The organism is Phaeobacter sp. B1627 (assembly GCF_006265095.1).
Taxonomy (GTDB): Bacteria; Pseudomonadota; Alphaproteobacteria; order Rhodobacterales; family Rhodobacteraceae; genus Epibacterium.
The window spans coordinates 71,981-98,240 of sequence record NZ_VCNK01000016.1; the positions used below are offsets into that span (position 1 = coordinate 71,981).

Sequence of the window (26,260 nt, forward strand, 5' to 3'; positions counted from 1 at the left end):
ACACAAGTCAGATGTTCAAAAAAATCGCCTTGGGCTCAGCCGCCCTTATTGCCTCCACCTGCATGGCCTTTGCCGAGACCAATCTGCGCCTGTCCGACGTTCTGCCCGAAGGCAACTTCATGGTGGAAAATGCCAAAACCTTTGCTGCCGCTGTTGAAGAGGCAACCGACGGCGATGTGAAGATCTCTGTAAGCGCGGCCGGCTCGCTCGGGTTCAAGGGACCTGACCAACTGAATGCAGTTCGCGACGGGCTTGTGGATATGGCGGATATCAACATCAGCCAGCAGGTCGGCAGCAACGCCCTGTTCGGCGCCGAAGGTGTTCCGTTCCTCGTGAGCTCCATGGAGGAGCTGAAGGACTATCACGCCTATCTGCGTCCCGAATTCGAAGCGCTCTTTGAGAAGTACAACCAGAAACTCCTCTATATGGTGCCGTCGCCCGCGCAATACGTCTATCTCAAGACCAAAGTCGAGACCATCGAAGGGTTTGAGGGCATCGCGGTTCGCGGCGCTGACAAGAACACCGTCGACATCATCACCGCCATCGGCATGGATGGCATTGTCATGCCCTGGGGCGAGTTGCTGCCGGCGCTGGCCTCCGGCCGCGTAGAAGGGGTCGCGACTTCTGCGACCTCGGGTGTGGATGGCCGGTTCTGGGAATTCCTGGACTACATCTACCCGACCAACCACACGTGGGGATCCAACGCCGTGACGGTCAACCTCGACACATGGAACGCAATTCCCGCAGAAGATCGCGCAGCCATTGAAAAGGTCGCCGCTGATCTCGAGCCCGGCTTCTGGCAGGTGTCCCGCGACAGCGATCTGGCCAGCATTGCCACCATGAAAGAAAACCAGATGACCCTTGTGCCGATCTCTGACGCGCTGAAGGCGGAAATCATTGCGCAGGCTCAGGATGTTCAGGCCAAGTATTTTGCCCGTGTTCCAGCGGCCAAGCCGATTGCCGAGGCCTATCTCGCATCCAAGGGTTCCAACTGAGATGAACGAAACGTCCAACGAAAATTCGGTCACCCCCCCGGAGCTTCATGGACCTGCGGCGGCCCTTCAGAGGGCCGCCGATGCGGTTTCATTGTTCGGAGCAGGGATCGCGGGTCTTTGCGTCGTCAGCCTGACGATGTTGGTCCTGATCGACATATTCCTGGCCTTTTTCAGCGGGTTCCTTTCCTTTGTGCCCTCCGGAACCGGCATTGGCTGGGAATACAGCGCCTACCTGATGGGGGCAGCCTTCCTTCTCGGCTCCGGCATGACCCTGCGCGCAGGCTTGCAGCTCCGGGTGGAGTTGGTCGTTTCGTCCGGCAAGGAAAAGCTTGTGCGCTTTCTCGAAATTGTCTCGGCCGCATTGGGAACTGCCGTCACCGTCAGTCTCACGCTCTGGCTGTTTCAGTTCACATTGCGCAATTTTCAATACGGCGACGTGTCCCAGGAAAGTTTCACGCCGCTGTGGATCCCACAATCCGTCTTGACGTTCGGCGCAGCTGTTCTCGCGTTTCAGATGATTGCCCGCCTTGTGACCGCCCTGAGTGGCAATCCCGTGAACAGCTCCAAACTCGGCGCCGCCAGCGCAATCGAGTGAGCATTCACTTCTAACGCGAGCCTCAGATAAAAAAGGAAAAGACATGGGCGCGATTCTATCCGGCCTCTTCGGTTTGCTGTTCGGAACTCTTGCCGCCGGTGCATGGATCGGGATTGCACTCCTGTCCACTGCGATCGGGCTGACGGTAATGTTCACCAACCTTCCGATTGACCGCCTGTTTCCACAGTATGTTTTCAATATTCTCACCACGCCCGACCTTGTGGCTTTGCCGCTTTTCATCCTGATGGGCGAATTTCTGTTCCGCACCAAGCTCTCCGAGGCGCTTTTTTCGGGCCTTGCGCCCTGGGCCGGTCTGCTGCCGGGGCGCCTGTTGCATGTCAATATCGTCGGGTGTTCGATTTTCGCGGCGATCTCCGGCTCCTCCGCCGCGACGACACAGGTTGTGGGGCGGATGACCCTCAAGGAGCTTCTGAGCCGCGGCTATTCACCGGAGCTTGCCATCGGCGGGCTTGCCGGGGCGGGAACGCTGGGCTTTTTGATCCCGCCATCCACCGTGATGATCATGTACGGCGTGCTGGCCAATGAATCGGTTCTGCGCCTGTTCACGGCCGGTTTTGTGCCGGGGCTCTTGCTGGCCACGAGTTTTGCGGCCTACATCATGATCCGCAGCACGATCAAAAAGGATCTCATTCCCGAAAGCGAGCGCCAGCTGCGCCACATGCCGTTGCGCCAGAGGATTGCCGCCCTGCGCGATCTTGCCCCGGCCATGTTTCTCATCATCTGCGTTCTGGGCTCCATGTACGGCGGCCTCGCGACGCCGTCCGAAGCGGCGGCACTGGGTGTTGTCGGTGCGTTCCTCGTCGCCCTTTCTCAGCGCGCCCTGACGCTGAAAATTCTGTGCGACATCATTCTGGGCGCGGTGCAGACCTGTTCTGTCATGGGGATCATCATTCTGGGGGCCTCGGTTCTCGGCAATGTTACCGCGACACTTGGCATTCCCGCAGCTGTCGCCGATTTTGTGACCGCTCTGGATCTGTCTCCAATCCTGCTGATCATGGCGCTGATCCTGCTCTACCTGATCCTCGGCACCGCGCTGGAAGGGTTCTCCATGATCGCGACAACTCTGCCGGTGGTTCTGCCGCTTGTGGAAGCGGCGGGTTTCGACAAGGTCTGGTTCGGCATCTTCATGGTGCTGGTGGTCGAAATGGCCCAGATCACCCCGCCGGTAGCGTTCAACTTTGCCGTCATCCAGAACATCACGGGACGCAGTACCGGCTATATCGCGCGGGTCACGCTGCCGTTCCTGTTGATCATGATCCTGTTTGTGATCCTGCTCGCAGTCTTCCCGCAGATCGTCACCTTCATGCCGGATCTGATCCTCGGCTAGACGAACCCTCGGCCTGTCAGGGCCGCTTCGCCACGGTCAAACCAACCCCAGTCCCTCGCCAGATCCTCCCAAAGGGTCCGGCGGGGGACAAATTGTTTCGGGCGCGGTGAGGCGGCTTTGACCACCTTTGCGGCACCATAGTCGGGCGCGACGAACACAGGCACAGCAGATCCCTATGGCGGTTGCATCCCGCATCCGCTAAACCTGACCGGATGCGTTCGCATTTCGATGTGCTATTTCAATACCCTGCAAGAGGTTGCATAGGCATCGCGGGCGCGCGATACACGCGAGGGCAAGCCCACACGCCACCGGTTCCGGCAGGGGCCGAATTCCATGGCAGGCCAATGTCCAGGACGGTCCAGACACAGCAGACCGAAGTGGCCTTGCGACATGGTCCAAGCACAACCAACACGGAGGATTCTATGATCACATCACTCAAGGCGGCTGCGGTTAGCGCGGTTTTGGCTCTTGGTGCGGCCGGTACGGCCGTGGCCCAGGAGCTTACGTTCTTCACCATCGGCACGGGCGGCACCGCCTACACATATTACCCGATCGGCGGCGTCATCGCCAATGCGATTTCCAAACCACCCGGATCGCGCGAATGTGGCGACGGCGGCTCCTGTGGCGTCGAGGGGCTGATTGCATCTGCCGTTTCCTCGCGCGGGTCGGTCGATAACGTGAATGCCATCATCTCCGGCCTGCGCAATTCAGGCTTTGCCCAGTCGGACGTGGCCTATTGGGCCTATACCGGAACGGGCACCATGGAGGGCAGCGAGCCCGCCACCGACCTGCGCACCATCGCCGCCCTGTTCGAAGAGCATATCCACCTTGTGGCCATGGCCGACAGCGGCATCAACTCGGTCGCCGATCTGGCGGGCAAGCGCGTGTCCCTCGATGAGCCGGGCTCCGGCACATATGTGGACGCGCTGCTGATCATGGAAGCCAATGGGCTTTCGGTCGATGATCTGACACCGGAGGCGCTCAAGGGCGGAGCAGCATCCGAAGCGCTGCGGAACGGCAAGATCGACGCGTTCTTCGTGGTCACCGGCTACCCCACCGGTTCGCTGGTGGAACTGGCGTCAGCGGCAGACATCAAGCTGGTGCCGATCGATGGTGCCGGTGCTGAGGCCCTGACCGAAAAATACGGGTTCTTCTCTGCATCCGACATTCCCGAGGGCACATACGAGGGCGTCCCGGGCGTGAGCACGGTTGCCGTCGGAGCCCAATGGTTCACCTCGGCAACAGCGGACGAAGAGCTGATTTACAACATCACCAAGGCGCTGTGGAACGACGAATCCCGCAAGTTGCTTGATGTGGGTCATGCCAAGGGTCAGGCCATCACCCGCGAGACCGCGCTCGCAGGGGTGGGCGTTCCCCTTCATCCCGGAGCAGAACGTTTCTACCGCGAAACCGGTCTGCTGAAGTAAAAGACGCAGCCTGTGTTGCCGGCCCCGGGCGACCGTTTGCCCGGGGCCTTTTCTGTGATCAATTCTTGGGGACAGGGCCATGACCGCTGATACCATTCCAGAACTCACCCCCGAACAGCTTGCCGAAATCGAGCGCAGGTTCGACCCTGAAACAGCGTTCAGACCCACCGGAAAGACGCTCGGGTTCATTGTCGCTTCGGTTCTGGTTGCGATGTCTGTCTACCATTTTTACGCTTCCGGTTTCGGCCTCGTGCGGGAACTCCTGCATCGTGGTATCCACCTGTCCTTTGTGCTTGGTCTGGTCTTCATTCTCTTTGGCGTTCGCAAGGCCGACCCTGCCATGCCGCCACGCGCATGGTATCGTTTCGACGGCGTGCCGGTGATTGATATCGCTCTGGCCTTGCTGGCCGTCGGGGCCGCCCTGTATCTGCCGCTCCTGCCGCCTGCCGCTCTTGCGCAGCGGGTTGGCAACCCGTCCCCGTCGGACATTTTCATGGGCTCGGCCCTGCTGATCCTGACGCTGGAAGCCACACGCCGCAGCGTCGGCCCAACGCTGCCGATCATCGGGCTCTTGTTCATCGCGTTTGCCTATTTCGGTCCCTGGATGCCGGGTGCGCTCAAACACGGTGGCTCGTCCTGGCTGGGCATCATCAACCATCTGTATATGACCAATCAGGGCATCTACGGCATCGCCATCGGCGTTATGGCACAATATGTTTTTCTCTTCATTCTCTTCGGCGTGCTGGCGACGCGCATCGGTCTGGGTCAGCTGTTCATCGACCTGGCGATGGTGATTGCCGGCCGCTATTCGGGCGGGCCGGCCAAAGTCGCGATCTTTTCCTCGGCCTTCATGGGCACCATATCGGGGTCTTCCATCGCCAACACCGTCACCACGGGCGCGCTGACCATTCCGGCGATGAAGCGGGTGGGCTATCCGGCGCATTTCTCCGGCGCTGTCGAGGCCACTGCCTCCACCGGCGGGCAGATCACGCCGCCCATCCTTGGCGCTGCGGCCTTCATCATGGTGGAATATCTCGAAATCCCGCTCCGGGATGTTCTCGCTGCGGCTCTGTTCCCGGCGCTTCTGCATTATTTCGGCATCTTCATCATGGTGCATCTGGAGGCCAAGAAGCTTGGCCTGCGCGGATTGCGCGCCGAGGAACTGCCCAAGATGGGGGTTGTGCTCAAGGATCACTGGCTGAGCCTGATCCCGCTGATCATTCTTGTCTATCTCATCCTGTCCGGCAAAACCCCTGACTTCGCAGCGGTCTACGGCATCATTGCCTGCGTCGTGGTCGGGTTTCTCAACCCCACACATCGCCTGAGCTTCCGGGATCTGTGGGAGGGGCTGGCGTCGGGTGCCAGGAACACGCTGGCGGTGGGCGCGGCGGCGGCGACCGTTGGTGTGGTTGTCGGCGTGGTCACACTGACCGGTGTGGGCTTCCGCCTTGGCTACGTGGTGGTGCAGACGGCCACTGACATCGGCACGATGCTCAGCTCGCTGCCGGTCCTTGGATACTTCACGGTGACGCAATGGGCCTTGTTCACATCGCTCATTCTGATCGCGATCGCCTGTATCATCATGGGGGCCGGTATCCCGACGACAGCGACCTATATCATCCTTGTCGCCGTCGCAGCTCCGGCACTCGCGCAGCTTCAGGTCGAGCCGCTGGTCGCGCATTTCTTTGTGTTCTACTACGGGGTCCTCGCCGATATCACGCCGCCGGTCGCCCTTGCGGCCTATGCGGCTGCCGGGATCGCCGGGTCAAACCCGTTCAAGACTGGAAACACCGCCTTTCGCCTCGGGATCGCAAAGGCGCTGGTGCCCTTCGTCTTCGTCTATTCACCGGCGCTGCTGTTGGTTGCCGACGGGTTCACCTGGTGGGCCTTCACGGTGACCCTGGTCGGCGCCATGCTGGGCATCGCGTCGCTGGGCGTGGCATTTTCGGGCTATCTCTTCGCAAGCCTCAAAACCTGGGAGCGCTGGTGGGTTGCGCTCGTCTCGTTCCTTTTCATCGCACCGGGCCTGATCACCATGGGCGTAGGCGTCGCCCTGATGGCTCCGATCCTGTTGCTTCAGGTGAAAAGGCGGAACAGCTCACCGCAAAAGGCATAGCGCCGGGAGAGGTGCAGCGCGTGCAAATCCAGACCGCGTTGGCGCTCCGGTCAACTTCGCGCTGCCCTTCCGCCACGGCCGTCGCCCGCTGCACCTGAAGCGCAACCCTTGCGGGAATTCGGTGCCGAAGGAGGGAGTTGTCGCAGGCGCATATTTTCCGATAGGCTAACGCTGCAACAGAGAGGTGCCAAATATGGAATTCATCGCCAAAGCAACGGCCTTGGTCGGCGGAACCGTCGCATTTGTGCGGCGTCTGGGGGCGCCGTCAAAGCAGGCGTTCGGTGCCGCCCCCGAGATCCCCGAAGCGCGCAAACAGGGGATCATGACCCTGAAGATGCCCGCCGCCGAGGGCTGGCAGAACGGTCGCTTGCCGATCTGCGCGCCGGGGTTGGCGGTGAACGCCTTTGCCGCGGGCCTCGATCATCCCCGCTGGGTCGAGGTTCTGCCCAATGGCGACGTGCTGGTGGCCGAAGCACAGGCTCAGCCCGGGCCGCCGAGATCATTGATGGACCATGCCGCGCAGGCGACGATGCGGCGGGTGAAGGCAATCGGAGACAGCGCGAACCGGGTTACCCTGTGGCGCGACGCGGACGGCGACGGCACCGCAGAGATCCGCGAGGTTTTCGTGGAAGAGCAGAACCAGCCCTTCGGCATGGCGCTGGTTGGAAACCGGTTCTATCTTGGCAATACCGATGGTGTAAAAGTCTTTGACTACACGCCGGGCGACACCGCGCTGTCCGGCAGTGGCGAAACGCTGGTGGAGTTCAAACCGCATGGCCACTGGACGCGGAGCCTGCTTGCCTCTCCCGATGGTACGAAAATCTACGCGGGTGTCGGGTCGCTCTCCAATATTGGCGATGAGGGCATGGAGGCCGAGGAGGGCCGCGCGGCGATCTGGGAATTGGATGTGGCCTCCGGGCAGGCGCGGATCTTCGCGTCCGGCCTGCGCAATGCGGTCGGAATGGCCTGGGAGCCGGTGACGGGCAAACTCTGGACTGTTGTCAACGAACGGGACGGGCTGGGGGACGAAACGCCGCCCGACTATCTGACATCCGTCGAGGATGGCGGTTTCTATGGTTGGCCTTATTGCTACTGGGGCCAAACAGTGGACGACCGCGTCCCGCAGGACCCGGCCATGGTCGCCAAAGCGCGCACACCGGACTATGCGCTGGGCGGTCATACGGCATCGTTGGGTCTCTGCTGGATGCCCGAAGGCACGCTGCCGGGTTTCGGCGCCGGCATGGTCATCGGTCAGCATGGCTCGTGGAACCGCTCGAAGCTGAGCGGCTACAAGCTGATCTTTGTGCCCTTTCAGGATGGCGTGCCCAGCGGTCCGTCGCGCGATATCCTCTCTGGCTTCCTGTCCGAAGATGAGAAGCTGGCCTATGGACGCCCGGTTGGCGTGACCTTGGGACCGGACCGGAAATCGCTCCTGATGGCGGATGATGTCGGTGACATCATTTGGCGGGTCGCGGCGGCGAGCTAGGCGCGTTCGCCCGCCAGGGCAGAGGCGTATACAAGCTGCGGGGGGAAACTCCCGCTTCACCCCTGTCGATTTTTCCTGGGCGGTTGGTTTCGATCAATCGCCCGTTTTGGCGTGGGCGATGAAAGGCCTGCAGCACGCTCCCCAGAGGCCTCGCGCGGGTGACCTGATCGGGCGCCTCGCCCGTCCGCGTGCGATGAGAGTGCTTGGATGGTTGGCACATGCGGCCGTCAGGGGGCGTCTGTTGCTGCTGGATATCAACCCGAGTAAAATACTCATGAAATAACTGGACGATCCATTCCCGTTAATGTAGCCATATCTCGATTTGAGCTGAACGGGGAAATATAATGTTCAGAAACGTGAGCGTGCTGACGGCATCCGCACTGGTGGCGATGACGCAGACGGCGGGCCAGGCGGCCGCGCAGGAGACCATCTATCTGGAGCCGATTATCGTCGAGGGGGACGTGGCGGATACCTCCAGCTCCCTCATCCTGCCAGAGATGCGATCGGCAGCAAAAACCGACACGCCAGTGGTGGAAACACCACAAGCTCTCACCGTACTGACCCGCAAGCAGTTCGATGACCAGAACACTCAGACCGTCGGACAGGCGCTGCGCTATACCGCCGGCGTCTTGTCCGAGGTGGATGCCTCGACCCGCTATGACAGCGTGTTCCTGCGCGGCTTTGGCGGCTTTGGTACCGCGTCTTCTTTTGTCTCTTTCTTTGATGGGCTGCGGCAGCCACGCGGGCAGGCCTTTGCACAACCGGCGATCGATCCCTTTCTGCTGGACCGGGTGGATGTTCTGAAGGGGCCGTCGGCGCTGGTCTATGGGCAAACCAGCCCGGGGGGGCTGGTGAATATGGTCAGCCGGGCACCCGACGGCAGCAGCGGCGGCGAGGCGCGGCTGGAACTCGGCAGCCACAACCGGGTGCAACTCGGGGCCGAACAGCACGGGGTTCTGAACGCGGCAGGGACCCTGCAATACAGTATATCTGGGATGCTCCGCGAGGCGGGATCGCGCTACGATGGCGTGGACGAGGCACGCTATTCCTTTGCGCCGAAACTGGTCTGGACCCCGACCGAGCGCACCCGTGTGACGATCGGTGCCCATTATCAGGCAGACCCCGAGGGCGGATATTTCAACTCGGTCTACCCGGCCAGTCTGGCGCCGGCTCTTGCGCCCTATCTCAGCTCCGAGCTGAACATCGGCGACCCTACATTTGAAACCTTTGACCGCAAGCAATGGGGGATCTTTGCCGGAATTGAGCACGGGTTTTCCAGCAGCCTGACATTGCGGTCCAAACTGCGATACAGCAGCGTCGATGTGGATCTGCAGGCGGTTCAGATGATGGGGCCGGTTTCTGCGGCCGGGGTGGTGCCGCGGGTGGCCCTGCAGTCCTTTGAGGACTTGAGCGGTTTTGCCTGGGACACAAATCTGGAATATGAAACCCAGACCGGCGCCGTGTCGCACCGTATTCTGGTGGGGGCGGATCTGTCCCGCAATGACACCGATTGGCAATACTCCTTTGCCGGTGCGCCGTCGCTGGACGTCACCAATCCCACCTACGGCGGCATCACAGGTCCCTTCTTCCCGGCGATCGACAACCGTCAGATCACCCGTCAAAAAGGGCTCTACCTGAGCGACCAGATCTCTGTTGGCAACTTCCGGGCGGTGCTGGGGGCGCGCCGGGACTGGATCGAGACCGAGAATATCAACCGGCTGGCGGCAACCAGCACGGTGCAGGACAGCAACAACACCTCCTACCGCGCGGCAGTCCTGTACGGGTTTGACAATGGCGTCGCCCCCTATGCGAGCTACGCGACCTCGTTCCAGCCTGAAATCGGCGTCGATGAGAATGGCAATTCCTTTGTCCCCACCGTGTCGAAGCAATATGAAATCGGGGTGAAATACCAACCGTCACATCTGAACACGCTGTTCACACTGGCGGCCTTTGACCTCACTCAGGAGAATGTCAAAACGCCGGGTGCGACCGCGAACACCTTCATCCAGACCGGCGAGATCAGATCGCGCGGGCTGGAATTCGAAGCCCGCGGCCAGTTGACATCACAGCTCGAACTGATCGCCGCGATGACGCTGCTGGATACCGAGGTGAGCAGCTCGACCACGAGCAGTATCATCGGCAACCGACCGCAGGCGGTGCCGGAGCATTTCGGATCAATCTGGGCAAATTATACCTTTGATGGCGCTCTGAGCGGCTTGACACTGGGCGGCGGGCTGCGCGTGGTCGGCTCCAGCTACGGTGACGATGCCAACACCCTGAAGGCTTCGGGCTATACGCTGGTGGATCTGGCGCTCAGCTATGATTTTGGCCATCGTGGCGATCTGCTCTCGGGCGTCAAGGCGCGGTTGAATGTCAGGAACCTCTTTGACGAGACCTACTATTCCAGCTGTAGCTACGACTACTTCTGCCAATATGGTGAAGGCCGCGTGATCACGGCCGGGCTGCAAAAGACGTGGTAAGCCGGCGGCGCTTTCTCGCCCATGGCGCGGCCCTTCTCTGTGCGCCTTCGCTGGCGCGCGCCGGTGGACGCGAGGTGGTGGATGTGCTCGGAAATGTGGTGCGGCTCAAGGCTGCACCACAACGCATCCTGCTGCTCGATGCGAGTGACTACTATATGATGGCCGCCCTGCTGCCGGATCCGGGGGGGCGGATTGTTGGCTGGGCCAGCGCGGCGCGGCTCGATCTTGGGGCGCAGGCAGAGCGTCTGGGGGCCGTGTTTCCCGAAGTCGGCGGTATTTCCCCAGATACGGTTTCCGTCGAGGCCATCCTTGGGCTGGAGCCGGATCTTGTGGTCACCAGCGCCTATATGTCGCCGCAAACTGCCACCTTGGCACAGCATCTGGAAAATGCGGGCATCCCCGTTGCCTGGAGCGGCGATTATGGCCAGTCGATGGGACCCCAGGAAAAGCTGCAGCGATCCCTGGGATTCTGGGGAGAGCTACTCGACCAACAGGCGCGGGCGGGCGAACTGAGAGACCAGAGCATGGCGCGGTTCGATGCGTTGACAGCCGCGCCCGCACCCGGGCCTCTGCCGCGCGTCTATATGGAAATCATGACCACCTATGACAGTTGCTGCTGGGCGGCGGGCCGGGCGTTTTGGGGGGATCTGTTCCAACTCGCAGGGGGGGATCTGCTTGCAGGTTCCGACGGCTGGGGGGCCCAACTGTCGCCGGAGGGGCTGCTGGGGCTGAACCCCGAAGTCTATATCGCCACAGGCGGCAATTTCGCACCGGGTTTGCAGCCTGCCATCGGGCCCGGTCTGGATCCGGAACAGGGGCGCTCCGGGTTGCGCAAAGCCGCCGACCGTCAGGGATTGCGGAACTCAGACGCGGTCGTGCAGGGCCGGATACACGGTATCTGGTCGGGATTGATTTCTTCGCCTCTCTTCGGGCCGCTGCTGGCAGAATGTCTGGCCAAATGGCTGCATCCGGAGCATTTCCGGGAGCTTGACCCTGTCATGACCCTTGCTGCTCTCAACCGCTACTTTCCCGCCCCTCTGCCGGGGCCTCTCTGGGCGTCGCTGGGAGAGGCCTGATGTTCGAAGCGCGCAGTACGATCAAGTTCCCGGACATCGGCCGATATTTTCCGATCTTTCTTGAGGCGATCGAGGCGCATGGATTGCCGGTGCGGCAGCAGGGCGTCTCTGCGGCGCAGGCCGGAGCCGAGCGCGAGGTGAGTTTGACCTGCACCGGGACAAGCCTTTCGGTGGTCATCCGCTGTGACGATCAGGCAAAGCTGAATGCCCTGCGGTACACGATCACCAGCCTGATTGATTTCAACGCCCGTGAGGTCTCGCCTTTGATCAACTGGCAAGGCGATGAGGTGGGCGAAACGCTGCCGCCGGACTTGCGGGTGCTCATCGTTGCCGGGACCGAGGAGATCACACCGCGCATGCGTCGGATCTGGTTTGACGGCGATGTGGAGCGCTATGACACGCTGGACCACCTGCATAGCCGCCTGCTGTTCAAGCGCGGCCGTGGAATCCCGGAGGTCTGGCCGCAGATGACCGATGCGGGCCGCATCCGCTGGCCGCAGGGAGAGGCAGAGCTGGACACGCGGATCTATACCGTTCGGAAGGTCGATCAGGCCAATGGCCGTCTGGCGGTGGATTTCTTCCTCGGGGATCACGCCGGACCTGCGACGGATTGGGCCCGGTCCGCGGAACCCGGAGACGGGGTGGGCTTTGTCGGTCCGGCGGCGCATGGGCTGGTTGCGGCAGAGTTCAATGTCTTTGCCGCCGATGAAACGGGCCTGCCGGGCGTGCTGCGGTGTCTCGAGGCCTTGGATCCCGCAGCGCGCGGTGTTGCGCTTCTGGAGGTGGACGGCCCGCAAGAGGAGCAAGCGGTGGCGGCGCCCCCGGGTGTTGCTCTGCGCTGGCTCCATCGCAATGGCGCCGCGCCGGGAACGCAGGACCTTCTGGCAAGCGCCTTTGCGGAGATCGACTGGCCGAAAGACCCATGTCGCGCCAGTTTTTGGTGCGGGGCAGAACGGAGCGCCTTTCTGACCATGTGGCGCGAGGTGCGCGCGCGTGGGCTGCCGCGCAAGCAGATCGTTGCCTTTGCCCATTGGCGCCGTGGCATGAGCGAGCCGGAAATTGCCGCAACTGGCAGCGCGTCCATCCGGGAGTGACAGCCGTATCACGGTCTCACGCCAAAGGCCGTAGGGTCGGACGGGCAGACGATGGCGCCCAGTTGGGATACGGTCCCGGAGTTTCGGATTTCAGGGACATGATGTCGAAAACCCGACGTGTGACGCGCATGTCCCAGGGTAATCATGACGCGCCAGTATGGTTCTGAGTTGCCTCCTTCCAGCTTTGCGACCACAATAGGGGCCGAACCCAACCGGAGGTAGAGATGGCGCAGCTCAAGTCACGCAACGCATCACCCGAAACCACAGCCCAGCCCAAGTCCCAGCCTCTCAAAACACCTGCCGACACCGCGCAGGCGGTGACGCCCAAACCGCGCGGCGGCCGCCCGACCAAAGAGGCGGTTCTGGCTCTGGAGCGGCGCATTCTGGATGTCGCGGCCCGGCTGTTCGGGGCTCAGGGGTTTGCCGCGACGACGATGGAGCAGGTTGCCAGCGACTGCCAGGCGGGCAAGGATACATTGTATCGTCGCTACCCCTCGAAAACGGCTTTGTTCGAGGCATTGATCTCCCGGGCGCGACGCGAAGTCCTGCCGGAGCTGGAGCGCATTGCCGCTGCGCCGGGGACTCCGCTGCAGGTGTTGCGAGGCTACGCGCGCGCGCTTCTTGCGGTGAATATGCGCCCTGAACTGGCCGCTTTGAACCGTGTGGCGCTGAGCGAAGCGGTGCCAATGGGAGGGGTCCGTGAAACCCCGGCCGCCGAGGACCAGATCATGGTGATGTTTGCCGCCTTGGTGGCCGCCGCTCAGGACGACGGCGCGCTGTCTGCGGGGGATCCGTTGGAAATCGCAGAACAGTTGCTTTATGCCACGTCGATCAAGCCGCTGTTAAGCGTCATGATGGGCCAGCAGACATTCCTCGATTCTGCCGCGCAGGATGCCTATTTTGAGATGGCCTGGACCCTGGCCTTGCGCGGAGCGGCGGCGGCTTGATCCGGGGCGCGGATAGGGCGAAACGCGGGGCCGCTTGCGATGAAGACGGCATCGTCCCCGGCCAATCCTATCTGGATCAGCGCGGCACCACGGATAGTCAGGCCGGGGGCTGAACTCCCGGTCGATTGCCCGGTCGGGATTCACCCAGTCCGGTGTTCCCAGCCCAGTTTTCCGGTCAATTCGCCCAGTCAGCATGCGGCGGCTTGGCTGGCCGAGACATAGCTGCTGCGCAATGCGCTGGCGATTTGGCCGGGTTGCCCGTCTCCGATGTCAGCGCCGTCCACGGTGACCACCGGATTTACGAAGCCGGAGGCGGAGGTCGAAAATGCCTCTTTTGCGTCCTTCAGCTCATCCACGGAAAAGGCCCGCTCGATCACCTTCAATTGGTGCAGCTCTGCGATTTTGAGAACGGCAGCGCGGGTGATCCCATGCAGGATGTCCGTTGAAAGCGCGCGGGTGATGATTTCATTGTGGCGGGTGACGATATAGGCATTGTTTGATGATCCTTCCGTGATCTTGCCATCGCGACACAGCCATACATCATCGGCGCCCTGTCGTTTTGCGCGCGTCTTCATCAGGGATGCATAGAGCAGCTGAACCGTCTTGATATCTGATCGCCCCCACCGGAGGTCATCGGCCAGAACAATCTTTTGTCCCCGGGCGGCCAGCGGGTTGACCTCCAAGGACTTGGCCTGGGTGAACAGCACCAGACCCGGTGCGACATCGAGGTCTGAAAAGTCAAAATCCCGATCCGCAGCGCCCCGTGTCAGTTGTAGATAGACCAGTCCTTCTTGCAGGTTGTTTCTCTTAATCAGATTCTTGTGGATCGTCAGGAGGGCGCTGCGCTCGTATCCTCTGACCATATCCAATTCCGCCATGGAGCGGGCCAGACGGTCCATATGCGCGTCAAAATCGACCAGCTTTCCGTTCATGACAGCGGTCACTTCATAGACCGCATCCCCAAACAGGAAGCCCCGGTCGAATATGGAAATCTGCGCCTGATCTTCGGGCAGGTAGACGCCATTCACAAAGACTGTGCGCATGGGGAACTCCTTGGTTGAGCTAGAGGATCTGACCCAGAAACTTCTTGGTCCGCGGATCGGATGCGTTGTCAAAAAACGTGTCCGGTGCGCCGTGTTCGACGATGACGCCCTTGTCGGTAAAGTAGATGTGGTCCGCAACTTCGCGGGCAAAACCCATCTCATGGGTGACAAGAATGCAGGTCATGCCGTCGGTCGCGAGCTCCTTGATGGTCAGCAGGACCTCTTTGACGGTTTCAGGGTCGAGGGCGGCGGTCACTTCGTCAAACAGCATCACATTGGGGTTCATCGCCAACGAACGGGCAATGGCCACCCGCTGCTGCTGCCCCCCGGATAGCTCACCCGGGTAGGCGTTTTCCTTGCCTTCAAGGCGCACTTTCTTGATCAGGGCGCGGGCCCGGACTTCGACCTCTGCCTTGGGCTCCTTCAGCACTTTGAGCGGGGCCATCATCACGTTTTCAAGCGCGGTCTTATGTGGGAAAAGGTTGTACTGCTGAAATACCATTCCGACTTTTCTGCGCAGCTCCAGCTTGTCCAGTTTGGGGTCGTGCACATCGTAGCCTTCGAGCGTGATGGTGCCCTGCTGCACATCGTTCAATGCGTTGATGCAGCGGATCAGGGTCGATTTCCCCGATCCTGAAGGGCCGATGATGCAAATCACCTCGCCCTTCATGATATCCATTGAAACGCCCTTCAGAACTTCGAGTGACCCAAAGGATTTATGAACGTCCTTGATTGATACGATAGGCTGTTGGTCGGTCCATCTTTGGTCAGACACGCGCGTTACCCCTTTACAGCGAATTTCTTTTCCAACCGCATGGTGAGACGGGCGATCGGGTAGCAGTATGCGAAGAAGATGATCAGTGCGAAGCCGTAGAACGGCACCAGCAGCGATGGGTTGTTGCCCTCGGCCTCCATCGCCTGGCGCGACAATGTCACCAATTCCGTGACGCCCAGCAGGGACACAAGGGGCGTTGCCATCGTCATGATCGCGTACCAGTTCATCCATGGCGGGATCATGCGCTTGAAGCATTGCGGCAAGATAATCTGCCACAGGATCTGACGCCGGGTGAATGCGAGGCTTTCGGCGGCTTCCCACTGAGCTGAGGGCACCGACTGGATTGCTCCCCGGACGATTTCGGCAATATTGGCCATGATCGGCAGGCTGAGGCCAAAGACGGCCTTCATCCAGTCGGGCACCGAAAAATAGGTGCCTGCGACCCGGATCTCGAACGGCAATGTCAGCATCACGATGAACAGCAGGACCAGCCACGGAGAGTTGCGAAACAACTGCACGACAAGCCAGGAGAAACCACGGATATATCGGTTGTCCGACACGCGCCCCACCCCCAGCAGCAGGCCGGCAATCGTGCCCAGAAGCATGGTGAAAAAGCTGATGACGACATTCATCGAAAAGCCCTTGGTGATCAGCAGGGGCAGCCATTTGGCCATGATCCCCATGATCTTTTCGGTGGAGTAGACGGTCTGCGCATGAACGAGCGTGGGCCATATCAGAACCAGACCGGCCATCACCGGCAAGGCCCAGACCGGCATCGCCGCCAGCCAGCGACAATAGCCAAGCGCATCAGGGCCCCGGTACGTGGCGGGCAACATGACAGGAAGGTCGGTGGGTGCAGTGGAGGAATGGGTCATCAGCTCGTCTTTCCGAAGCCCGGCACATGCAGCCTGGCCTCCCAGCGGTTCATGCCAAAGGCAAGGATGCCGACCAGTGCGATATATGTGAAAAACAGCACGGTCATTGCCGCGTTTTGTGCCGAGGCGTAGTCATTCCAGATCGACACCATCTCATAGAGCAGCTCTGGCACCGCAATCGCGATGGCCTGCGTTGTTGTCTTGACCAGATTGATCAGGTTGTTGTTGAGCGCAGGCAGGCTGACGCGCAACGCCAGGGGAAAAGTCACATTGGTATAGGTCTGGGCGCGCGTGAACCCCAGCGCCTCGGCGGCCTCAAGCGTCGCGTTCGGAACGGCTTCGAGACCCGAGCGGAAAATCTCCACGTTGAACGCCCCGGCGAAGAAGGACAATGAGATGATCGCCCAGCCTACATTCGAAATGATCGGCTGCTCCGTCCAGCCATCCGGCCCGGTGACCGTCGGCGTGAACTGCCCGAGGGCGAAGTAGAAGAACAATAGCTGGATCAGAGGAGGGGTGTTGCGAAAGAACTGAATATAGCCCTGCACCACCCAGCGGATGATCCGTGAGGGCGACCCCTGTGCCCAGGCCCCAATGATCCCGATGACCACGCTCAGGATCACACAGACGACCGAAAGCTGAACCGTCACGTAAAACCCGCTGATCACGCGCTCCCATTGGGAGGGGTCGTGGAAAAAGATGAAATTCCACTTCGGATAGGTGTCAGCGACAGAGCGGAAGAAGTCTTGAAACGTCTCGATCATGGCAAACCTCTGCGGGCGGAAGGAAGAGAGCGCCGCCCGAAAGCCGCGCCCTCAATGGCGGCTGTGGTTACTCAGCCAGCCAATCCTTGAACCGGTCCTGCTGTGCCTCAAGGAAGGCACTTTTCTGGATGCCCCATTTCGCTTCCAGTTCGAGCAGGTCGCCCGACTGCAGCCAGTTGTACTGCATGCCTGACATAAAGCGGCCAAAGACGCAGTTTTCTTCGCCCAAGGGCACCGCCAGCCCCCATGGGTTGTCATCCTCTGTTTTCAAAGGCATTTCGTAGTCGCCATATTCGCCGGACGCCAGATCAGCCGCGATCGAGCTGTCGTCATAGACCCAGGCGACACATTTCTTGTCGCGCAGCGCCTGTTTGGCTTCGGCGTTGCCGGTAAAGGCAATCACGCTGGCCCCGTGACGCTCTTCGACGATCTTGTTGTAGAACGCGCCCTGTTTGCCGCAGACCGGCTTGCCCGCGAGATCGGACCAGTCGGTGATCCCCAAAGCCTTCGGCGCCATGATGTTGGTGCCGGAGGTGTAGTAGTTCGGCTGCACGACGCCGACAAGCGCACGACGGTCCGCACGGTCGGACATGGTGGCGATCATCAAATCGATTTTGCCCTGTTCCAGAAACTGCATACGGTTGGAAGACTGCACGCCCACCAGCTCCAGCTCCACGCCCAGTGTCGCCGCAACGTCAGCCGCCATGTCAGCTTCCATGCCAACGAGGGCCCCGCTGCTGTCCAGAAACCCCCAGGGCTTTGTGTCGGCCTTCACGCCAACAACAATTTTGCCGCGTTCGTTGATCTTGTTCCAGGTGTCGTTCGTGCAGTCCGCAAACGCACTGCTGGTAGAAGAGGCGACGACGGCAACGGTTGTCAGAAATGTTGTAACTTTTTTCATTGGGATCTCCTGTTGGGCAGCTTTTTCTCATCTTATGCAGAAAGGCTGGCAGGAATCCGGAATGTGATCTAATGCTGATTATTGATGGGTTATGCAAAAAAGGCATGAGACATGGAGATTACATGGCTTGAAGACCTGATAGAGCTTGATGCGACGCGAAATTTCTCCGTGGCTGCGGCGGCCCGCCATATTACCCAACCCGCCTTCAGTCGCCGCATAAAAGCCTTGGAAAACTGGATTGGAACGCAACTTATTGATCGCAGCACCTATCCGGTGAAGCTCACGCCAGCGGGTGAAATCGTGTTGGAAAACGCCCGCAGCTTGTCTCAGGACATGTACCGCCTCCGCGATGAATGTCGTGATCTTTTCAGCCCCGGTGCCGATACATTGAGCATCAGCGCGCTGCATTCCATAGCACTCAGCATATATCCGTCATACGCCCGCAAACTGGCAGACGCGGTCGGCCCGTTCACGACCCGAATGAATGCGACGGACTACTATGATTGTATTGAAAGCCTCTCGCTGGGCCGGAGCGAGCTTGCGATTTGCTATTCTCACATCCTCGGACCGCAATATCTGAACTCGGGACAGTTCGAGACGCTGACGCTCATGCAGGATCCGCTGGTCCTGGTTGCCAGCCCGCAGATCGCGGATCGTATGGGGCACGCATTGGGCACCCTGACCGAGGGCGAGACGCTGCCGCTCGTCTCCTATTCTCCGGGCTGCTTTCTGGGCAAGATGCAGGAGATATTGACGACGCATTACCACACAAAACGCATTGGGTTTCATACGGTTTTCGAAAACTCGATGTCAGAGGCCGTCAAGAAGATGATCCTGGTCGGGCAGGGTATCGGCTGGCTGCCCAACAGCGTGATCCGGGATGAGCTGCGGCAGGAGTCATTGGTCGTCCTGACCGAAAGCACCGCCGTGCTGGAGCTTGATGTCGTGTTGGTCCGCAAGTCCGTCTCCGGATCGTCGCTCATGCAAAAAATCTGGGATGCTGCGGAAGCAGGTACTCTCTGACGCGCCGGTCGCTCACTCAGACCGACATTCTGCGGGAACGCTGTGTGATGCTGTGACGCAGAGCCCTGTGTCGGCGGTATATGATGCTTTGAACGGCCAGTCAGGTTGAACGGCCAGTCAGGTTGAGTAGCTGGTCAGGCGGCGCAGACAGCCCGTCAGGTCCGGCGAGGAAATCCAAAAAGCTACGGACCTTTGCAGGCAGGTAGCTCCGGTCCGCATAGATGGCCTGGATCGGCAGTTTTGGCCACGTGACCCCGGCCAGCACAGGTTCCAGTCGCCCTTGGGCCAAATCGTCCTGTGTGACCCAATTGGGCAATATCGCGAACCCCATTCCGGCGACCGCCGCGAGATGCAGAAGACTCTCATTCCCGCTGACAATCACCGGCCGCATCCTGACGTCCAGGCCCGAAGGCCCGCCAAACTTGACGCGCCCCTCCGAGGAGACTTGCGAATAGGCCAGAAACGGGGCCTGATCCAGATCGTCCGGCGTTTGTGGCCGTCCAAAGCGATCGAGAAAGGCCGGTGCGGCGACCATCCGGAACGTTGCCTCTGCCACTTTGCGTGCAATCAGCCCGGGGTCGAGTTCGGTGGCAACGCGCAGCGCCAGATCGACGCCCTCTTCCACCATGTTGATCTTGCGGCCGCTCACATCAAAATCAAATGTCACTAGCGGGTTTTGCTGGTGATAGGCTGAAAGGATCTTCGCAAAGGCGGGATTGGACATCCAAACCGGCATTGAAATCTTCAACCTGCCTTTGACGGTGGCTGTATCGCTCGCCAGTTGGGCTTCGGCTTCATCCAGCCCGTCCAGCAGAGGTTTTACAGATGAAAGATACTGCGCGCCCGCTTCGGTCAGGCTGACATTGCGGCTGTTGCGGTTCAACAGACGCGCCCCGACACGCGCCTCTATGTGTTGGACATGTTTGCTGGTCATGGCCGCAGACAGCCCCATGCGCCCCGCAACGGCGGAAAAGCTCTTGTGCTCGGCGACTGCGGCAAACACCCGCAGGCTCAATAATGTGTCCATGATCATCAACTCAGGGTGAATGTTGGATCAATAATTATCGTAATGATCCCCTGAGTGGAAATATTTATATTGCCGTGATGATCAATTCTCCGCCGCGCCGGGCGGCTTCAGGAAAGCGAAAACCATGACAACGATTGACACGAATACGACAAAGACGGGCAAGGGCTGGACGATTGGCCTTTGGATTGCGCAGGCGGCCCTGGCTGCGATGTTCTTGATGGCAGGCTTCATGAAGCTCACCTCCGCCCCCGCAGAAATGGTGGCTATGGGATTGGCCTGGGTTGAAAACGCGCCGGTGATCCTGATCCGCTTTATCGGACTGGCCGAAGTTGCAGGCGCGGTTGGTCTCATCCTGCCGGCAGCCACCCGGATCATGCCGGAGCTGACGAAACTGGCGGCCGCCGGGCTGGCTGTGATTATGGTGCTGGCCGCCGCTTTTCACATCTATCGTGGTGAGCTGGAAGTGGTGCCGATGAACGCCGTGCTGTTCGCGCTGGCCGCCTTTGTGATCTGGGGCCGCACCAAAAAGGCGCCTATCGCGCCGCGCAGCTAAACGCCCTTCTTTCGCGCCCCGCTTGTATCGCTTGTATATGCGGGGCGTTTGCTCCTTCCGTCCTTTCACCCGATACAGGCCCAGATGACCGATATATCCATTGCCCGCACCGCCAAAACTGACCCACAGGCCGATCGCTTGTCTTGGGGGCTTGTTGAGCTGCAGGTCACCGATCTTGCACGCTCCGTGGCGTTCTGGACATCCGCGCTCGGGTTGGTCGAACGGGACCATGGCGCATCCGGTGTTGCCTTGGGAACGAGGGAAACCACGTTGGTCATGTTGCACCCCGGTGCGTCAAAACCGGTCGCGGCGGCCTATACCGGCATGTACCACGTGGCCCTCGGAGTGCGCAGTCAGGCGGAGTTTTCGCGCATCCTCGCCCGCCTGTTGCACCTGCGGGTGCAGGTCAGCCCAACGGATCACCTGATGGCGAAATCCCTGTACCTGCACGACCCCGACGGGCTGGAGATTGAAATCACCCTGGAGACGCCAGAGCGGTTCGGACGGTATGGCGATATGTCCCGAGGGCTGATCCTCTATGATGCCGATGGTAATCAGCACAGTGGGCGGGCCCCTTTGGATGTGGCGGCAGAGCTTGCGGCCGCTCAGGGCGCAGATTTTATGGCGCCTTTGGCCGATGACACCTATCTGGCGCATCTGCACTTCAAGGTGGCGGAGATTGAGGCCGCTCTGGAGTGGTTTGAAGCACTCGGATTTGCGCGCCATCTGACGCTGCACACCTGGGGGTTTGCCGATATGTCCGCAGGCATCCCCGGAACCCACCGCTTGGCGATGAATGTCTGGGCGGGGCAAAACCGACCGCCAGCGCCCGATGATATGGCCCGTTTGATCGGCTATGAGATCTGCGCCCATGACCCCAGCGCTCTGGAACATGCGCCATTGACGCGCGATCAGGACCGGTGGCACGGGCGTGATCCGGCGGGCGCCGAGGTGACTGTGCGCTCCGCCTGACAGGGCTCAGCCGCCCCGGGCCTCAGGGCTGAGAGGCCGACGCATAGGCGCCCGCGGAATAGGTCAACTCATAGCTGTGGCTGTAGAGTTCGAAGATATTGCCAAATGGGTCTTCGACATAGACCATGCGGTAGGGTTTTTCATCGGGGAAATACGCCCGCACGGGCATCCGCTGCTTGCCGCCGGCGGCGACAATTTTCTCAAGCAGCCCTTCGATGTCCGGGTCCTGGATCGCGAAGTGGAACGTCCCGTGACGGCGAAAGGCGAAATTGTCGTCCGGGGCATGATGGCCTGCGAATTCAAACAGCTCGATGCCGATGCCATCTGCTGTGGACAGATGCGCGATCCGCAGGTGCTGCCAGCCGGGGCCGAAGACATCCGTACACATAACACCGATTGCGCTGTCGTCCTCGGTGATCTCGCTCGGTTGCATGAGCACATAAAATCCCATGACCTCCGAGTAGAATTTGACGGCTGCATCGACGTCCGGCACGGATAGTCCAATATGTGAGAAGCTGCGGGGCGTGGGGGTCATGTCGGTCTCCTGTCCATTGTGCATATGGCAGATCTAGACAGGTGATTGCCGCATGTGAAATAATCATAATGTATCGGAATGGAAACATGGTGTTATGATGTGATGCTCAATGCCACTTGGATCGAGACTTTCACCGTCCTCGCCGAAGAGCGACACTTCACCCGCGCTGCAGAGCGGCTGAACATGACCCAGCCCGGCGTGTCACAGCACTTGCGCAAGCTCGAAGACCAGCTCGGGCAGAAGCTGATCTCGAAGGAGGGAAAGCGATTCACCCTGACCTCTGCGGGGGAGGCGGTCCGTGATCTTGGCTTGATGCGCCGGGCCGAGGAAAAGGCGCTTCGTGCTGCAATCGCGAGGGATGACCCGGACGCCGGAGAGTTGCGCGTCGCCTGTTCAGGCAGTTTCGCGATGCTGTTCTACCCGCGCGCCATTGCACTGATGCGGGACGCCCCCGGCCTCGCGATCCATGTGGAAGCGGCGCCGCAGGCGCGCATTCTTGCGGGCGTTCTGGAAGGTCGCTTCGACCTTGGTGTCCTTGGCGAGGATCCCCGTCACCCCAGGATAGAAGCGCAGCATATCGGGCAGGAGGAGATCTGCCTGGTGCTGCCCGCAGGCCGCGACGTGCCGCTGCAGTTTGACGCGCTGGAGGCGCTGGGCCTTGTCGCGCATCCGGATGTGTTCAGCTATGCAAACGACGTGTTCGCGCTGAATTTCCCCGAAACCTTCTCCGGTGCCGACAGGCTGACTATCCGCACATATGTGAATCAGATCGGCCAGATTCCGTCTCCTGTGGCCGCAGGCGTTGGCTACACGCTGTTGCCGCGCAGCGGCCTGGCCGCATTTCCTCAGGCGGACCAAGTCCATATCGCCAGCTTGCCGCAGCCCCGCTACCACGACCTTTGGGCCGTCTCCCGCCGGGGGCAGCCACCAAGCGCCCGGCTGACGCGGATCATGGCCGTCGTCAGGGACCTCGCGGTTGCCCTTGGTTGAGGGGGCATTCTGGCGCGGCGTGGCGCTGTGCTACAGTGGGACGCTGGAGTGATTTGGCGGACGTGATTTGCTCATTTCCAGCAGCTTGGCGGTCTCGGCCGCGTAGTCGTTGATGGCTTTCTGGAAAAACTGCAATTGGATTCGCTGAATATCGGCGATCCCTTTTGCACTCAGAAGTTCGTGTTGAGTTTCCAGATCCTGCTTTATCCGCTCGGCGGTGAAGTTCAGCATTTCGCTCCCGATTTCTGCCATGGCCTCGAACCAGTCCGTGCCGAAACTGGCGATCGACTCGATTCCGGCCTCCTCGGCGGTCTCCTTGGTCTTGGGCATGACGGTTTCCTTTCGGGATTGAATGAATGGCCTCACTCTAGCACAGGGTCGGGCGAAATTCATTGACCTGTGTCAATCTGCGCCGTGTTTTCATACTGTTCCTGCGGCCGCTGAGCGCGCCCGTCCGGCAGCAAGGCGTGACAGGCCCGCGCAACGATGACCTCTTCGTTGGTGGGGAGCACGAGAACCGGGACCTTTGACTGTGTGGAACCGATGGCCGTCGCGTTGCGGTCGTTCGCGTCATCGTTCAATGAGATGCCGAGCCAGGACAGATGACCGCAGATCAGGCGACGGACCAGGGCCGAGTTCTCGCCGATGCCGGCCGTGAACACGATCCCGTCCAGCCCGCCAATAGACGGCAGCAGCCCGGCCAGACCGCAGGCCGCCCGATAGCAGTAGAGGTCAATGGCCTCTTTGGCATGAGGGCTGTCGCTGTCCTGCAGGACGTGCATATCGTTGCTGATGCCAGACACGCCCAAAAGGCCCGATTGCGTATAGAGCAGCGCTTCGATGACGGGGGCGGTCATGCCCTTGGCCTGCATCAGATAGAGGATGACGCCGGGATCGAGCGTCCCGCAACGGCACCCCATCATCAGACCATCGAGCGCGGTAAACCCCATGCTGGTCGCAGCGCTCTTGCGGTCTTTCAATGCGCAGATGCTCGATCCGTTTCCCAGATGCGCCACAATCATCCGTCCGGAGGCACGCTCGCCCAGGTGGTCCGGCAGAATGCTGGCGATGTACTCATAGGACAGACCATGGAACCCATAGCGCACCACGCCCGCATTGGTCAGATCGCGGGGCAGGGCGAAGAGTTCGGCCAGTCGGTTCTGGCTCCGGTGGAAACTGGTATCGAAGCAGGCGATCTGCGGGATCGCGGGCTGCCACTTCGCGACCGCGCGGATCGCGGCAAGGTTGTGCGGCTGATGCAGCGGCGCCAAGGGCACGAATGTATCAAGCTGACGCAGGACCTCCGGGGAAATCAGCACCGGTGCGTCAAAGTGCTGGCCGCCGTGCACAACCCTGTGCCCCACCGCCACCAGCGGCTGACCCCGTATCCTGGAGGCCAGCCAGGGCAGCAGATCTGCAATCAACGTTTCGTGATTCGAGTCCGGTTCCAGCGCGGCCAGGGCGCCTGGGTCGATGTCGGCGCCGCTGTTGTCCTGCGCCGAAAAGACCGGGGTTGTGCCAAGGCCTGAAATCTTGCCGCGCAGCAAAGGCGGCGTTACGGGGGACCCCGCCTCATGGACCGCGAACTTCAGGCTGGACGAGCCTGCATTCAGTATCAGAAACACGCCCTTCATGACGGGCTACGGGTGGTGTTGTGATGGACGAAAATCTGCGCCATGGCGGCAGAGGCCAGACGGGACAAAACACCATCTGCACGACTGGTCAGGATGATTGGCACACGCGCCCCCAGCACCAGGCCTGCAGCGTCGGCTCCTGCGAGATAGATCAGTTGCTTGGCAAGCATGTTGCCCGCCTCAAGGTCCGGCACAATGAGGATGTCTGCCTGCCCTGCGACCGGAGAGAGAATGCCCTTGGCGTCGGCCGCGGATCTGGAGACGGCATTGTCAAAGGCCAAAGGCCCGTCGAGCAGACCGCCGGTGATCTGGCCCCGCTCGGCCATCTTGCAAAGCCCTGCCGCATCGAGCGTCGACGGGATGCTTGGCGTCACGGTTTCGACCGCCGACAGCAGCGCGACTTTGGGCAGTTCGATCCCAAGGGCGAGCGCCAGATCGATCGCGTTCTGGACGATGTCACGTTTGGTCTGCAGATCCGGAAAAATGTTGATCGCGGCATCGCTGATCAGCAGCGGCTTGGGATAGTTCGGAACGTCGAGCGCAAAGACATGACTCATCCGGCGTTCCGTCCGCAGGCCCCTGTCCTTTTTGACGACGGGTTCCAGCAATTCATCGGTGTGGATCTTCCCCTTCATCAGCATGTCGACCTTGCCGCTGCGGGCCAATGCGACGGACTGTTCCGCGGCGGCGTGACTATGGGGCACGTCAATGATCTCCACACCGGCCAGTTCGCCTCCGAATTCCTCTGCTGCCGCCTCGATCTTGGCGCGCGGCCCGATCAGGATCGGGACAATCATCCCCTTCGCGCCGGCCTCCAGCGCGCCTTCCAGCGACAGGGCATCACAGGGGTGAACCACCGCAGTCCGCACGGGATCGAGGTGGGACGTCGCCCGCAGCAGGTCGTTGAACCGCGCCCCTCGCTCGTGCAGATGCACCTCCGGCAGGGAGACACGCGGCCGGCGCACCTTTTCGGTTGGCGCCACGACCAGCGCCTGCCCCTCGATCACGGTGTCACCACTTTGATTGAGGCACAGACAGTTCAATGTGACATGGTGGTGTTTTGCGCTCTTGTCGGCGACGGTCACGCGGATGGTCACAGTGTCCCCGAGGCCGACGGCGCGCCGGAAGTCGAGGCTCTGATGCAGGTAGATTGTCCCGGGTCCCGGCAGTTCGGTTCCGAGCACAGCCGAGATCAACGCGCCGCCCCACATGCCATGAGCGATCACCTTGTGAAACATGTCCGAGCTGGCATAATCCGCATCGACATGGGCCGGGTTCACGTCGCCGGACATCACAGCAAATAGCTCAATGTCCTCCGCCCGTAGCGTCCGGGTGAGCTCGGCTGTTTCGCCAATCTCGATTTCGTCAAATGTTCTGTTTTCAATGAACTGCATGGATGAAGGACCTGAATTGTGGGGAGGGGGGACTTTGCGACGGGGGCGGCGGGGACACCGGCGCATCCGCCTGCGACATCGCAGTGACAGCAGCTTTCGGCCTTGACGCGCCGCAAACACGGATGTCCAGCCGCACTGGTGTTCTGCAGGTCAGCTCGGTCTCGCAACCGCGCATTCCGGCGCCAGAACCACGTGCAATCGCGGTTTGTT

At 60.8% G+C, this 26,260-nt stretch carries 25 protein-coding genes; 14 read left to right on the forward strand and 11 right to left on the reverse strand.

What is annotated here, in order from left to right; all coding sequences use genetic code 11:
* Nucleotides 1-11 precede the first annotated feature (11 nt).
* The 3 genes from FGE21_RS09390 to FGE21_RS09400 are packed head-to-tail and all read left to right on the forward strand — an operon-like array spanning nucleotide 12 to nucleotide 2,938.
* On the forward strand, nucleotides 12-995 hold the full coding sequence (locus tag FGE21_RS09390) for a TRAP transporter substrate-binding protein (RefSeq protein WP_139663033.1): 984 nt from the start codon (nucleotides 12-14) through the stop codon (nucleotides 993-995).
* Between the two features lies 1 nt (nucleotide 996).
* On the forward strand, nucleotides 997-1,590 hold the full coding sequence (locus FGE21_RS09395; RefSeq protein WP_139663034.1) for a TRAP transporter small permease subunit: 594 nt from the start codon (nucleotides 997-999) through the stop codon (nucleotides 1,588-1,590).
* 43 nt (nucleotides 1,591-1,633) lie between these two features.
* Complete coding sequence (locus FGE21_RS09400; protein WP_139663035.1) at nucleotides 1,634-2,938, forward strand: TRAP transporter large permease; 1,305 nt, start codon at nucleotides 1,634-1,636, stop codon at nucleotides 2,936-2,938.
* On the opposite strand, the gene FGE21_RS20055 is transcribed toward FGE21_RS09400, so the two are convergent.
* A complete protein-coding gene (locus FGE21_RS20055; protein ID WP_176695402.1) occupies nucleotides 2,935-3,102 on the reverse strand; it encodes a hypothetical protein in 168 nt (55 codons plus the stop codon). The two genes, FGE21_RS09400 and FGE21_RS20055, sit on opposite strands and share 4 nt — an antisense overlap.
* Before the next feature lie 258 nt (nucleotides 3,103-3,360).
* Here FGE21_RS20055 and FGE21_RS09405 point away from each other — a divergent pair, with 258 nt between their 5' ends.
* The 7 genes from FGE21_RS09405 (at nucleotide 3,361) to FGE21_RS09435 (ending at nucleotide 13,564) form a co-directional block, all read left to right on the forward strand.
* Complete coding sequence (locus FGE21_RS09405; protein ID WP_139663036.1) at nucleotides 3,361-4,365, forward strand: TAXI family TRAP transporter solute-binding subunit; 1,005 nt, start codon at nucleotides 3,361-3,363, stop codon at nucleotides 4,363-4,365.
* A 79-nt stretch (nucleotides 4,366-4,444) separates the two neighbouring features.
* Nucleotides 4,445-6,481 (forward strand): TRAP transporter fused permease subunit, encoded by a 2,037-nt coding sequence (locus FGE21_RS09410; RefSeq protein WP_139663037.1) that lies wholly within the window; start codon nucleotides 4,445-4,447, stop codon nucleotides 6,479-6,481.
* Between the two features lie 193 nt (nucleotides 6,482-6,674).
* Complete coding sequence (locus tag FGE21_RS09415) at nucleotides 6,675-7,967, forward strand: sorbosone dehydrogenase family protein (RefSeq protein WP_139663038.1); 1,293 nt, start codon at nucleotides 6,675-6,677, stop codon at nucleotides 7,965-7,967.
* A 344-nt stretch (nucleotides 7,968-8,311) separates the two neighbouring features.
* Entirely contained in the window at nucleotides 8,312-10,447 is a 2,136-nt protein-coding gene (locus FGE21_RS09420; protein WP_139663039.1) for a TonB-dependent siderophore receptor, read from the forward strand.
* Nucleotides 10,441-11,523: an ABC transporter substrate-binding protein gene (locus tag FGE21_RS09425; RefSeq protein WP_139663040.1), complete on the forward strand. Its 1,083-nt coding sequence runs from the start codon at nucleotides 10,441-10,443 to the stop codon at nucleotides 11,521-11,523. The genes FGE21_RS09420 and FGE21_RS09425 overlap by 7 nt, the downstream gene beginning before the upstream one ends.
* Nucleotides 11,523-12,617 carry a siderophore-interacting protein gene (locus tag FGE21_RS09430; RefSeq protein ID WP_139663041.1) on the forward strand — a complete coding sequence of 365 codons (1,095 nt, stop codon included), beginning with the start codon at nucleotides 11,523-11,525 and terminating at the stop codon, nucleotides 12,615-12,617. Before FGE21_RS09425 ends, FGE21_RS09430 begins: the two co-directional genes overlap by 1 nt.
* Nucleotides 12,618-12,841: 224 nt before the next feature.
* Entirely contained in the window at nucleotides 12,842-13,564 is a 723-nt protein-coding gene (locus tag FGE21_RS09435) for a TetR/AcrR family transcriptional regulator (protein ID WP_139663042.1), read from the forward strand.
* Nucleotides 13,565-13,752: 188 nt separating this feature from the next.
* On the opposite strand, the gene FGE21_RS09440 is transcribed toward FGE21_RS09435, so the two are convergent.
* From FGE21_RS09440 to FGE21_RS09460, 5 genes are all read right to left on the reverse strand, one after another.
* Nucleotides 13,753-14,607, reverse strand: a complete 855-nt coding sequence (locus FGE21_RS09440; protein ID WP_139663043.1) for a D-amino-acid transaminase — start codon at nucleotides 14,605-14,607, stop codon at nucleotides 13,753-13,755.
* 19 nt (nucleotides 14,608-14,626) lie between these two features.
* Nucleotides 14,627-15,382, reverse strand: a complete 756-nt coding sequence (locus FGE21_RS09445) for an amino acid ABC transporter ATP-binding protein (protein WP_305037102.1) — start codon at nucleotides 15,380-15,382, stop codon at nucleotides 14,627-14,629.
* A gap of 5 nt (nucleotides 15,383-15,387) precedes the next feature.
* Nucleotides 15,388-16,257: an amino acid ABC transporter permease gene (locus FGE21_RS09450; RefSeq protein ID WP_139663044.1), complete on the reverse strand. Its 870-nt coding sequence runs from the start codon at nucleotides 16,255-16,257 to the stop codon at nucleotides 15,388-15,390.
* Nucleotides 16,257-17,021 (reverse strand): amino acid ABC transporter permease, encoded by a 765-nt coding sequence (locus FGE21_RS09455; protein ID WP_139663045.1) that lies wholly within the window; start codon nucleotides 17,019-17,021, stop codon nucleotides 16,257-16,259. Before FGE21_RS09455 ends, FGE21_RS09450 begins: the two co-directional genes overlap by 1 nt.
* A 67-nt stretch (nucleotides 17,022-17,088) precedes the next feature.
* Nucleotides 17,089-17,922, reverse strand: coding sequence for a transporter substrate-binding domain-containing protein (locus FGE21_RS09460; protein WP_139663046.1), 834 nt, complete (start codon nucleotides 17,920-17,922; stop codon nucleotides 17,089-17,091).
* A 111-nt stretch (nucleotides 17,923-18,033) separates the two neighbouring features.
* On the opposite strand from FGE21_RS09460, the gene FGE21_RS09465 reads away from it, so the two are divergent.
* Complete coding sequence (locus FGE21_RS09465; protein ID WP_139663047.1) at nucleotides 18,034-18,945, forward strand: LysR substrate-binding domain-containing protein; 912 nt, start codon at nucleotides 18,034-18,036, stop codon at nucleotides 18,943-18,945.
* Between the two features lie 100 nt (nucleotides 18,946-19,045).
* Here the strand turns inward: FGE21_RS09465 and FGE21_RS09470 are convergent, their stop codons facing one another.
* Nucleotides 19,046-19,972 (reverse strand): LysR family transcriptional regulator, encoded by a 927-nt coding sequence (locus tag FGE21_RS09470; RefSeq protein ID WP_139663048.1) that lies wholly within the window; start codon nucleotides 19,970-19,972, stop codon nucleotides 19,046-19,048.
* Between the two features lie 124 nt (nucleotides 19,973-20,096).
* On the opposite strand from FGE21_RS09470, the gene FGE21_RS09475 reads away from it, so the two are divergent.
* Nucleotides 20,097-20,525, forward strand: a complete 429-nt coding sequence (locus tag FGE21_RS09475; RefSeq protein ID WP_139663049.1) for a DoxX family protein — start codon at nucleotides 20,097-20,099, stop codon at nucleotides 20,523-20,525.
* An 84-nt stretch (nucleotides 20,526-20,609) separates the two neighbouring features.
* The gene (locus FGE21_RS09480; RefSeq protein WP_139663050.1) at nucleotides 20,610-21,497 is read left to right on the forward strand and encodes a VOC family protein; all 888 of its coding nucleotides are present in this window, start codon (nucleotides 20,610-20,612) and stop codon (nucleotides 21,495-21,497) included.
* A 22-nt stretch (nucleotides 21,498-21,519) separates the two neighbouring features.
* On the opposite strand, the gene FGE21_RS09485 is transcribed toward FGE21_RS09480, so the two are convergent.
* Nucleotides 21,520-22,032 carry a lactoylglutathione lyase family protein gene (locus FGE21_RS09485; protein ID WP_139663051.1) on the reverse strand — a complete coding sequence of 171 codons (513 nt, stop codon included), beginning with the start codon at nucleotides 22,030-22,032 and terminating at the stop codon, nucleotides 21,520-21,522.
* Nucleotides 22,033-22,134: 102 nt separating this feature from the next.
* Between FGE21_RS09485 and FGE21_RS09490 the strand changes: the two genes are divergently transcribed.
* Nucleotides 22,135-23,022, forward strand: coding sequence for a LysR family transcriptional regulator (locus tag FGE21_RS09490; protein WP_139663127.1), 888 nt, complete (start codon nucleotides 22,135-22,137; stop codon nucleotides 23,020-23,022).
* A gap of 30 nt (nucleotides 23,023-23,052) precedes the next feature.
* On the opposite strand, the gene FGE21_RS09495 is transcribed toward FGE21_RS09490, so the two are convergent.
* The 3 genes from FGE21_RS09495 to FGE21_RS09505 are packed head-to-tail and all read right to left on the reverse strand — an operon-like array spanning nucleotide 23,053 to nucleotide 26,050.
* Nucleotides 23,053-23,352, reverse strand: a complete 300-nt coding sequence (locus FGE21_RS09495; protein WP_176695403.1) for a phasin family protein — start codon at nucleotides 23,350-23,352, stop codon at nucleotides 23,053-23,055.
* Nucleotides 23,353-23,411: 59 nt separating this feature from the next.
* Nucleotides 23,412-24,656, reverse strand: coding sequence for an acetate/propionate family kinase (locus FGE21_RS09500; protein WP_139663053.1), 1,245 nt, complete (start codon nucleotides 24,654-24,656; stop codon nucleotides 23,412-23,414).
* Complete coding sequence (locus tag FGE21_RS09505; RefSeq protein WP_139663054.1) at nucleotides 24,653-26,050, reverse strand: bifunctional enoyl-CoA hydratase/phosphate acetyltransferase; 1,398 nt, start codon at nucleotides 26,048-26,050, stop codon at nucleotides 24,653-24,655. Before FGE21_RS09505 ends, FGE21_RS09500 begins: the two co-directional genes overlap by 4 nt.
* Between the last annotated feature and the right edge of the window lie 210 nt (nucleotides 26,051-26,260).